Below are 9,823 nucleotides of genomic sequence, written 5' to 3' on the forward strand. Positions count from 1 at the left end.
GCCGACACTTCCACAAGCTGCTATCTGATTTCATGGATCTGCCCCCGCTGCATGACTGGCCCGCAAACAGACAGGATAAGCAGCTTGGATTGTTTTAGAGAAAAATTCGCAGGCATTTAATAGTATGAGGCAGAGCCTCAATTTTGCATTCCGGAGCGGACAGCCTGTGTGAAAACTATATTTATGGAGGCATCAATATATTGATTTATATCATATTGTTTATTATTGTTATAGAGTAAAATTTTAAACGCTTTTTATGGATTATATTCAACGAGCTGCCCGCCACCAAACGGTGCTTTTTCCCGCTACACTTGACGAATACGTCCGTCCAGCCTCTGATCGATGGTTCAGATGTATTTTTTTTTACCAAGCCGGGTACCTGAAATCCGCCAAACTGTCTACAGGGGAATTAAACTGGAGTACCATGGTGGCTAGTAATGGCAGCGCGGGCTCCTTCCGGAATCTGCTCAGTGTTGAGGAGAACATATACCTGGACCGGGGATTTTTTTTCAGGGCGTATAACAAAGAAACCGGCCACCTGGTTTGGAACACCAACTATACAAACGACGGGCATGAGTTCTCTGGATTGGGCGGGCCTCGCATTTCCCAAGATGAAAAGTCATTGTATTTGCCTAGAAGGACTACAGTACTAAAAGTCAGTAAAAGCTCAGGTAGCATTACGATGGAATTTATCTTGGACCGATTGATTCCAGAATCGTTACATCAAAGTGCAACCGACCCTATCCCCTATGGGAATATGTTGTATGTTCCCACTGTTTACTATGATACGATAAACGCACCGGTGATGGTAAAAGGAAATATATTTGCCTTTAGCAGAACCACGGGGGAACTGGTTTGGGAACGCAAAGGTCCTAATAAGGTTCAGCCAACAGATGAGTTTGAAACTACTGATTCATTGCTTATAGAGTCTTCCATATATGATATCGATGTGTTTGGGGATTACTTAGTAGCGGGAGTTGGGCCGAGCGTTATGCTTACTAATCGATTTACTGGGGAGATTATTTGGCACGTGCCCATAAAAGATCGGCGATTTTTGGGTAGTCCAGGCCATGAAAATACTTTTGGGGCAATTGATGTTGGTCTTACCGTTGATGAATCCGGTATATATTTAGTTACTTTAGATGGACCGGCCCGGAAACTAGACTGGGAGACGGGTGGTGAGATCTGGAGTGTTAATATCTTGTACAGTAATACTAGTATACCTACCGTAATTAACGGTAAGCTGTATTTCAATAATTCCGGAGGGGGTGGTATATGGGTTATTGATACCACCGATGGACGTGTTCTTTTTAACTCCAGGCCCCCGGCAAATAATGGCAGTTATATCTCTTCACTTGGGGTGGGCAGCGGGTATATGGTCAATATTGGCACCTAAAGGTGTATTATTTGTATGCCGAGTGAATTTATGGAGTAGCCTTTGTACATTTAAACAAAAAGCATGTATGGTAAGCTTTTAATATTACTTTCTATCGGTCTTCTGCTGTCTAGTTGCGCCTCCTATATGCCGGTGAGTGAGGGTATCATCTACCATGACCAGGATGTGGAACCATACAATGTAAAAGATGCCTCTCCTTTTGGACACGCCGAAAATGGATTAACCATTTCCTATATGATTTTGCCCGAGAGCTTACGGGAAGAAGTTCGCCGGAAATATGAAAATGAGGTATATGGTGATGCTGAACTTGTTTTTAAGGAGCAACTCTTAATTGCTCCTCCGATTCCTGCTTTTTCCATTCCATTAGCCTACAAAGCAGCTATGGGCATTAGCATGATGCCGTTGTATCCGGGTGTGGACGCTACCCTTCACCTTTTTGAGGATATCTGGCTAACCGGAAGCGTACAATCTCCCCTGCTAGTAAAGGTCAACACGGAATTTATTCTTCAGCGTCCGGTACACAGGATGCCAAATGGAGGCGTTTCTGTAGGACTTTTCTACCGGTATAATCATCTCAATTTTTTCAGGGAAGGTGAACAAGTTCGACTCCGTGATCTAATACCCCACACATTTCCTGTTGAATGGTATGGAGGCAGAATTTCCGGGCAAATACCTGACGAATTTTTAAACAACCGGTTCCGATTCCATATCAATGGTGGTTACAGCAGCATGTATGACTCGGCGGTGTTTACCTTTGGTTTCGGCATGTCCTTCCGTCCCCAACCTCAACTAAGATTACCTGACCCCCTTCGGTTTTAATTGCAATTCGATAGAAATCAAAAAAGACCATTGGTAACAGTTTCAACTCGGACTTGTCGCTTTTTGATTAATATCGTGCAATTTTCACTTCTATAATTATGTGTTATAAATTTGTAGACTCTAAACTAAATAGATGAAATTGGAGGTATTTATGATCACAAAATCTAAAAAGTGGCCATTACAGGAGGCTAAAAACAAATTTAGCGAAGTTATCCGCAAGGCATCCGAAGAGGGGCCTCAAACAGTTACGAAGCATGGAAAAGACAGCGTAGTGGTGCTTTCGGTTGAAGATTATCGCGAATTAGAACAACCAAAAACATCTTTAGTTCAATTTTTTCAAAAATCCCCGCTTTCAAAGGTTGAAGTCGCCCTTGAACGAGATAAATATCCATGTATTTAAGTGTTATTACTTTTGGCGAATTGAAAAAAGGAATTGAAAAGTTACCCGACTCGAAAAAGCAAAAAGAGCTTAATAAATGGGTAAAGGAGGATTTAAATCAACGATTCAAAAACTGTGTTCTGAATATTAGCATGGAAGAGGTAAATAAATGGGGAGAGATATTGGCTACAATAATGTTTCTTGCTTCCAGTTCTCTTCAGTAATAATTACATTCAAGTTAACCAAATACCTTTTCTATGATTACTGACTTTAAAGAAATAGAAAACTCGGCCTTAAATCTTGATCGAAAGAACAAAGCTCGTCTGGCAGATAAATTATTACAAAGTATTCATGGCAAAATTGATCCTGAAATAGAAAAGGCCTGGATTGATGAAGTTCAAAATAGAAAAGAGTCGCTTAAATCTGGGGAAGCATCCCTCCATTCAGCTGCTGATGTCTTAAAGGAAGCGAGAAAACGCCTTCAAAAGTGACTGTTACATTCCATTCAGAGGCCAGAAAAGAATTTTTTGAAGCTTCCGAATATTATGAAGAGCAGGTTATTGGCCTCGGTGATGATTTTATTAATGAGGTAGAAAAAGTCTTGATTGTCATTGAACAGCAACCCTCATCCGGAACTAAGATCACAAAAACAGAGCGAAGATTTTTAGTTTCCCGCTTTCCCTATGGAATTATCTATTCAGTTCAAGATGATCTTATTACTATATTTGCTATCATGAATTTAAAGCGAAAACCGGGGTACTGGGAGTCTCGAATCTAAACCTTAGGTATAAAGCGTATTAAGTGAGGAAGTGCCGTTGGTTTCCGGCCTTGCTTGTTTTGAAATTTTAGCCGTTTATAGAGTGAATCACATTTACATGAAAGACCAAAAATTAATCTGAGATCATGAGCGATAGACCGGAAAGAAATGACCCCTGCCATTGCGGAAGCGGGAAAAAATATAAGAACTGCTGCATAGATAAAGATCGTTCAACCGTTACTTCAAAGATGGGTATAGCCGGACTTATACTCCTATTCGTTGTCGGTGCCTGGTTTTTAGTTACTGCCATATCGGGCGAAGAGAACACAGAGAATTGCCCGGCAGGAACAAGCTGGTCAGCATCACATCAGCATTGCCATTAAAGCTTAGAAAATTCCGGAATACCTTTGAATTGACTTACCAGTTCACCTTTCCCTTGCTTATCTTCACGCCTGAATTTCAGCAATCCCCAATTTATATCTCATGGAATACATCATCGACGGTATTATCAACGGAGTCCTTAACACCACTCTGCTTGAGTGGGTTGCCGTGGGAACAGGATTGATGAGCGTATGGTTTTCGATGAAGGAAAATATCTGGGTTTATCCCACCGGCATCGTCAGCGTATTGATCTATGTGTACATCGCCTTTATGTATAAGCTCTATGCAGACATGGGAGTCAATTTCTATTATTTCATAATGAGTGTGTATGGCTGGTATTACTGGCTGCACCCAAAAAATGATTCCCGCGAACAGGTTCCGGTTACCATGAACAGTCGAAATGAGAACCTGATTTCAGTGGCACTCACTCTGGGATCTTTTGGAATCATTTATTATATATTGGTAAATTTTACCGACAGCGATGTCGCTTTTTGGGACTCGCTGACTACCTGCTTCGCTATTTTGGGAATGTTTCTGATGGCACGGAAAAAACTGGAAAGCTGGATCGCATGGATCATCACCGACCTGATCTCTATTCCTCTCTATTTCTATAAAGAATTGGTCTTAACCAGTTTTCAGTTCCTTGTTTTTACTGGAATTGCCATTGCGGGTTATTTTGCCTGGAAAAGGTCAATGGAGGAGAATAATTCAAAATTAAAAATGAAAGATGAAAAATTGGGTACTGCTTAATTTTTCATTTTTAATTCCCTTTTCTTTCCACAAAGACCACCAAGTCTCCGCTTTCTATTTGGATAGAGAATTCCGGCTCTGTGGTTTCATTGGAGGTACCGTCCCGTAAACCGTTTTTCAATATTTCATTTTCTAAGGGATATTTAAGACCGCTTGTCGTGATCCCGATAACTTCCCCAGAAAGCGGAAATAGAGACACCATGCTGCCAACAGGCGCTTCTGTTCTATACCGATCTGAAATGATAAAAGCCTCAAAGAGTTCATCCTTGTAGGTCAGCTGATCAAAGTCGGGCTTAAACCTTTTTAAGACTGACAGGTTTTTTAGTGCATGGTCCATTCGTTTTCCGAAGGCTCCCAATACCGTACATGTTTTGGCTTTTTTCTTAAGTACTAAAGAAAGAGCTTTTTCCAGATCGTTGGTTTCCTGACTTTTATCGTGGATAATTTCAAAATTGATAGTATCCGGCTTCTTAAAGCTGTCCAAATCACCTATCACTGCATCCGGTGTTATTCCGTAGCTGAGAATTTTATTTCCCCCACCGTCTGCTCCGATAACAAGATCTGCAAATTCAATTTCTGCTTCCAACAATTCCTTTGTGGGCGGAAAACCATTACTAACTATAACTGCGTGCATAGATCATTTTAAAGCTGATATTATTTCTGCTCTAAAATAAGTGGATTTCTGTCAATGTTCGCCTATTTTTGATGCCATGGAAAATTTTATGTTCAAAGATTTTATTTCAGAGATATTAACGCACAAAAAAGTCGCCGTTTTTTCGCATCTCAGGCCCGATGGTGACTGCCTCGGTTCCCAAGTTGCCCTCAGTTTATGGCTGCAAAAAAACGGGGTTGAGGTTACTGCTTTTAATGAGCACGATATCCCCGAAAATATGAAATGGCTGGAAAAGTTCTTTCCAATCTCAAAACCCTCTCAAGATCAATTACAGAATTTTGATGCTTTTGCAGTAGTAGATGGAAATGCCCTGCATCGATTTGGTGAACTCGCAGAATCACTGGAATCTGCCGGAAAACCGATCTTCATGATCGACCATCACCCCGACCCAGACGATATTTTTGAAGAATTCGTATCGGTGGTTTCAGCCTCCTCAACTTGTGAACTCATTTACAAGTTGTATGCAGAACATGATGCTGAACAAATTGATGAAGAAGCTGCAAAAGCTATGTACCTCGGCCTAGTTACAGATACAGGATCATTTCAATTCGATAGCGTTAAGCCCGCAACCATGCATGCTGCAGCCGATCTGCTAGAACGCGGTAATTTCACTCCAAATGAAATTACTGAACGGATCTACGCTTCCCGTCCATTGCGGCAGTTAAAGCTTTTGAGCCTTGCTTTAGAAACCATTCAGCTGCATGCCAATGGACAAGTTTCGACAATTGCTATAACTCAAGAGATGTTTGACAAAACCGGTTGTACTAATGAGGATACGGAAGGGTTTGTTCAGTACCCATTAAGTATAGAAGGCGTAAAGGCTTGTGTGTTATTCCGTGAAGATGGAGACCGGATCAAACTTAGCTTACGCTCTCAAAGTGATATTGACGTAAATAAATGGGCACGAAAATTCAACGGCGGCGGACATCAAAAAGCTGCGGGCGCCTGGCATGAAGGGCCTTTGGATAAAGCAATCAAAGAAGTTATTGGTGCAGGCACTGAACAATTATAGTTCGACTTAGCAGTTTTTATTATTATACAGTTGTAAGGTAGTTGATAATACCAGGAAGGACAGACATGAACTATACATTATTGATCATCGATGACGACCCTGCAATGCATTTCGTGCTTAAAGATATGCTGGAGGATGAATATAAGTTAGTACATGCCAAGACTGCGCAACAAGGCATTGACATGCTATCTGAGAAGCCCATTCATTTTATCCTTTCGGATATTCACATGCCCGGAATGTCGGGACTGGAATTCCTGGAAGCTATTACGGTAGATGCTGAGGGCCGAAATATTCCTGTTTTGATCATGACCAGCCTGCCTAGCGTTAAGAAAGAGCAAAAGGCATTAGGGCTGGGCGCGGCAGATTTTATTGATAAATCACTTTTCAATACTGATAAGGAGGAGCTTTTACACCGTATCAGGATGAAAATGGTTACCAATATCAATATTCCGGATCTGCCTGAAGCACTGGTTTATGATAAAAAACAAATAACCAAGAGTTTACTATTTGAAGTTTCTTCCGGTGATTTTGTGACTACCACACAAAAACTCTGTAAAATTTTAGGCCAAAAACTGGGCACCGATCATCTTTCATTTTGGACCATTAATAATGATAATGTTCAGATGTTGTTGGCAAACGGAGTTCAGCTCCCTCGAAAATATGGGCCAAAAGATTTAAAAGAAGAAGAAACCTTTAAAGAGATCCTTGCAAAAAAACGCCCTTACTTGATCAATAATGTATTTTCTTCAGACAAAGGTATTCTTCCAAAAATGTCGGAGGAAGAGGGGCTTCCTGCAGAAATTGGGATCCCTCTTTTTGCCTTGACGGATAAAGAACTCGTAGAAAAGAAAATGAAGATACCTCCTGAAACACCTCTTTTTGGGTACATAGTTCTAAAGAGGAAAAAGGTCTTTACCAGTAAAGAATACAAAATGACTTCCATGCTTATGATGCAAATGGGAACTATCCTATGGCGTTTATATAGTCAACTTTAGTTATTTGTACCCGGCATGCAATGGATACTGTAATAATCCGTTGAAGTATTCCCATTAACGATTAATTGTTCACTTACCATAATTAACCTTATACAGACCAAATTACATGGTTAGATACGCTCTTATTTTTATACTGTCTCTATCGCTTACAGGCTGTTGGTCCGAACACCCGGCTTCTGATCAACATGAACAAGCCCCAATGGCTTCCATTGGTCCAATGAGTACACAATCTTCCGAGAAAACTCAAGATAAGCCTGCTGATCCGCAAACTGTTTCGGTTGATGACACCAGAAGAAATGCCATCACAAACGCTGTTAAAAAAGCCGGGCCTGCAATAGTCAGCATCACAGTTACCGAAATGCAGCGAGGTTTTACGCGTGAATTCGATACGTATTTTTTCCGTTATTTTGACGTCCCAATTCAGCGTGAAGTTAAAAGCGTAGGATCCGGATTTATCATCAGTGAAGATGGACTGGTGGTTACCAACGAGCATGTTGCGAGTAAAAATTCCAAAACTATTATGGTTGCCCTCTCAGATGGGAATACTTATGAGGCCGAATTGCTCGGTTCTGACGAACTTGCCGACTTGTCACTTCTTAAGATTAAAAAAGAAACCGATAATCAGACTTTCCCCTATGTAACCTTTGCCGATTCTGATGAGATCATGGTTGGGGAATGGACCATTGCAATGGGAAATCCATTCGGGCTTTTCTCAGACGGGCAGCCTTCTGTTACCGTTGGCGTTGTGAGTGCCAAAGAGAGAGATTTCCGTCCTGATCCTCAAGATCCAAGAGTTTATATAGAAATGATCCAAACCGATGCGGCCATCAACCGGGGTAATTCCGGAGGCCCTTTGGTGAATAGTAATGGAGAGGTGATGGGAGTAAATACCTTCATCTTTACAGGGGGCACCGGCAGTGGATTTGTGGGATTGGGTTTTGCGATACCAAGCAACCGGGTTCAAAAAATCATTTCACAGCTTAAAGAATCAGGGTCCGTCTCGCTGGACTATGATCCTGGTATGAAGTTTGTACCTGTTACCAGACAGCTCATTATGCAATATCCAAATATTCCACGTGTATTGGGTTTATTTGTAACCGAAGTCAATAAAAGCGGGCCCGCCTATGAATGCGGGATAATGCCCGGTGATGTGATCGTGCAGATCGGAGAAGAACGTGTTACCAGTGAAATGCACGCCTGGGCCCTGATGCGTGAATATAATGAGGGTGAGAAAATGGAACTTCATCTCGTGCGTGACAATAAGCAATACAAAACTAGTATGAATTTGAGAAAAAGAGTCAAGGGAAGATAGATATATGTTTTTATCTGTCTAAAAAATCTTATTCAGCTTTTTAGGATGAGTCATAAATAATGTAAATGTTTTTTTACCTTATCTGCCACTCATTTACTCGTTACAAATCATTTTATGAATCACGCTAAAAACGACCTTTCTTATCCCAAAGAGCAGATCAAAGTTTTACTGCTTGAGGGTATTCATCCAAAAGCCGTCGAAAACTTCAAAAAACATCATTTTTTAAATATTGAAACACGTGATGTGGCCTGGAGTGAAGAAGAGCTCCTTGAAAAGATTGAAGATGTTCAACTCATTGGAATCCGCTCAAAAACCCATATCACCGAAAAAGTGATCAAAAAAGCCTCAAGGTTAAAGGCGATCGGTTGTTTTTGTATCGGCACCAATCAGGTTGATCTTGATGCCGCAATGATGGCAGGTGTCACCGTATTCAACTCCCCCTATTCCAACACGCGTTCGGTAGCGGAATTAGTGATCGCGGAATCCATTATGCTTATGCGCCGGATTCCACTTCGGGACAAAAAAGCCCATGAGGGAGTGTGGTTGAAGGATGCCAAAGACAGTTATGAAGTTCGCGGTAAAAAGATCGGCATTATTGGATATGGTCATATTGGATCTCAGGTTTCCGTTCTGGCTGAAAACATGGGCTTCGATGTAATTTATTATGACATTGAGCCGAAGCTTCCAATGGGAAATGCCACCCGAATGGAATCACTGGATGAACTTCTGGAGCGTTCTGATATTGTAACCCTACACGTACCTGCTACTCCAGGAACTAACAATTTGATGGACTCGGAAAACATCGGGAAAATGAAAAGGGGCAGTATTCTTTTAAACCTTTCCCGTGGGTCGGTAGTCGATATTTCCTCTTTAAGAGACGCTCTTGCTTCAGGACATATCTCTGGAGCCGGCATTGATGTGTATCCTGAAGAGCCGGAATCTAAAGGAGAGCCGTTCAAGACTGAACTTCAAAACATACCCAATGTGATTCTGACTCCGCATATCGGAGGTTCTACATTGGAAGCCCAATACAATATTGGGGTTGATGTCTCAACCAAGCTCATTAACCTGATCGATGACGGAACTACGGTAGGCTCCCATACTGTGCCGTCCCTGAACCTTCCGAAGCAAAAAGATGCCCATCGTATCTTGCACATCCATGAGAATAAACCCGGTGTGCTTTCTGAAATAAATAATCTCCTTTCCAAAATGAACATCAACATTCTGGGGCAATATCTAAAGACCAATGAGCATATCGGTTATGTAGTCCTTGATATGGATAAGGAATATGACGACCGAATTCTGGAAGAGATGAACAAAGTGAAACACACCATCAGAACCCGGATCTT

The 9,823-nt window shown here is 41.4% G+C and carries 12 protein-coding genes; 11 read left to right on the forward strand and 1 reads right to left on the reverse strand.

All coding sequences use genetic code 11. The features are described 5' to 3' along the window. Positions 1–256 precede the first annotated feature (256 nt). From VFM80_RS06550 to pnuC, 7 genes are all read left to right on the forward strand, one after another. Positions 257–1,396: a PQQ-binding-like beta-propeller repeat protein gene (locus VFM80_RS06550; RefSeq protein WP_395070758.1), complete on the forward strand. Its 1,140-nt coding sequence runs from the start codon at positions 257–259 to the stop codon at positions 1,394–1,396. Positions 1,397–1,459: 63 nt separating this feature from the next. Beyond that, complete coding sequence (locus tag VFM80_RS06555) at positions 1,460–2,215, forward strand: hypothetical protein (RefSeq protein ID WP_395070759.1); 756 nt, start codon at positions 1,460–1,462, stop codon at positions 2,213–2,215. A gap of 151 nt (positions 2,216–2,366) precedes the next feature. After that, positions 2,367–2,615 (forward strand): type II toxin-antitoxin system Phd/YefM family antitoxin, encoded by a 249-nt coding sequence (locus tag VFM80_RS06560; RefSeq protein ID WP_395070760.1) that lies wholly within the window; start codon positions 2,367–2,369, stop codon positions 2,613–2,615. Between the two features lie 236 nt (positions 2,616–2,851). Continuing rightward, a complete protein-coding gene (locus VFM80_RS06565) occupies positions 2,852–3,085 on the forward strand; it encodes an addiction module protein (RefSeq protein WP_395070761.1) in 234 nt (77 codons plus the stop codon). Further along, positions 3,082–3,372 (forward strand): type II toxin-antitoxin system RelE/ParE family toxin, encoded by a 291-nt coding sequence (locus VFM80_RS06570; RefSeq protein ID WP_395070762.1) that lies wholly within the window; start codon positions 3,082–3,084, stop codon positions 3,370–3,372. The genes VFM80_RS06565 and VFM80_RS06570 overlap by 4 nt, the downstream gene beginning before the upstream one ends. 125 nt (positions 3,373–3,497) lie before the next feature. Next, positions 3,498–3,734 carry an SEC-C metal-binding domain-containing protein gene (locus VFM80_RS06575; protein WP_395070763.1) on the forward strand — a complete coding sequence of 79 codons (237 nt, stop codon included), beginning with the start codon at positions 3,498–3,500 and terminating at the stop codon, positions 3,732–3,734. A gap of 100 nt (positions 3,735–3,834) precedes the next feature. Beyond that, a complete protein-coding gene (gene pnuC, locus VFM80_RS06580; protein WP_395070764.1) occupies positions 3,835–4,482 on the forward strand; it encodes a nicotinamide riboside transporter PnuC in 648 nt (215 codons plus the stop codon). 10 nt (positions 4,483–4,492) lie between these two features. Here the strand turns inward: pnuC and VFM80_RS06585 are convergent, their stop codons facing one another. Further along, positions 4,493–5,116, reverse strand: coding sequence for a thiamine diphosphokinase (locus VFM80_RS06585; protein WP_395070765.1), 624 nt, complete (start codon positions 5,114–5,116; stop codon positions 4,493–4,495). Positions 5,117–5,204: 88 nt separating this feature from the next. Between VFM80_RS06585 and VFM80_RS06590 the strand changes: the two genes are divergently transcribed. The 4 genes from VFM80_RS06590 to serA all read left to right on the forward strand — a co-directional run. Further along, on the forward strand, positions 5,205–6,167 hold the full coding sequence (locus VFM80_RS06590; RefSeq protein WP_395070766.1) for a DHH family phosphoesterase: 963 nt from the start codon (positions 5,205–5,207) through the stop codon (positions 6,165–6,167). A gap of 65 nt (positions 6,168–6,232) precedes the next feature. Then, positions 6,233–7,162 (forward strand): response regulator, encoded by a 930-nt coding sequence (locus VFM80_RS06595; protein WP_395070768.1) that lies wholly within the window; start codon positions 6,233–6,235, stop codon positions 7,160–7,162. 106 nt (positions 7,163–7,268) lie between these two features. After that, positions 7,269–8,474: a S1C family serine protease gene (locus tag VFM80_RS06600; RefSeq protein WP_395070769.1), complete on the forward strand. Its 1,206-nt coding sequence runs from the start codon at positions 7,269–7,271 to the stop codon at positions 8,472–8,474. Between the two features lie 114 nt (positions 8,475–8,588). Continuing rightward, positions 8,589–9,823, forward strand: a 1,235-nt coding sequence (gene serA, locus VFM80_RS06605) for a phosphoglycerate dehydrogenase (RefSeq protein ID WP_395070771.1), incomplete at its 3' end; no start/stop codon positions are given.

This window comes from Gracilimonas sp., assembly GCF_035704785.1.
Lineage (GTDB): Bacteria > Bacteroidota > Rhodothermia > Balneolales > Balneolaceae > Gracilimonas.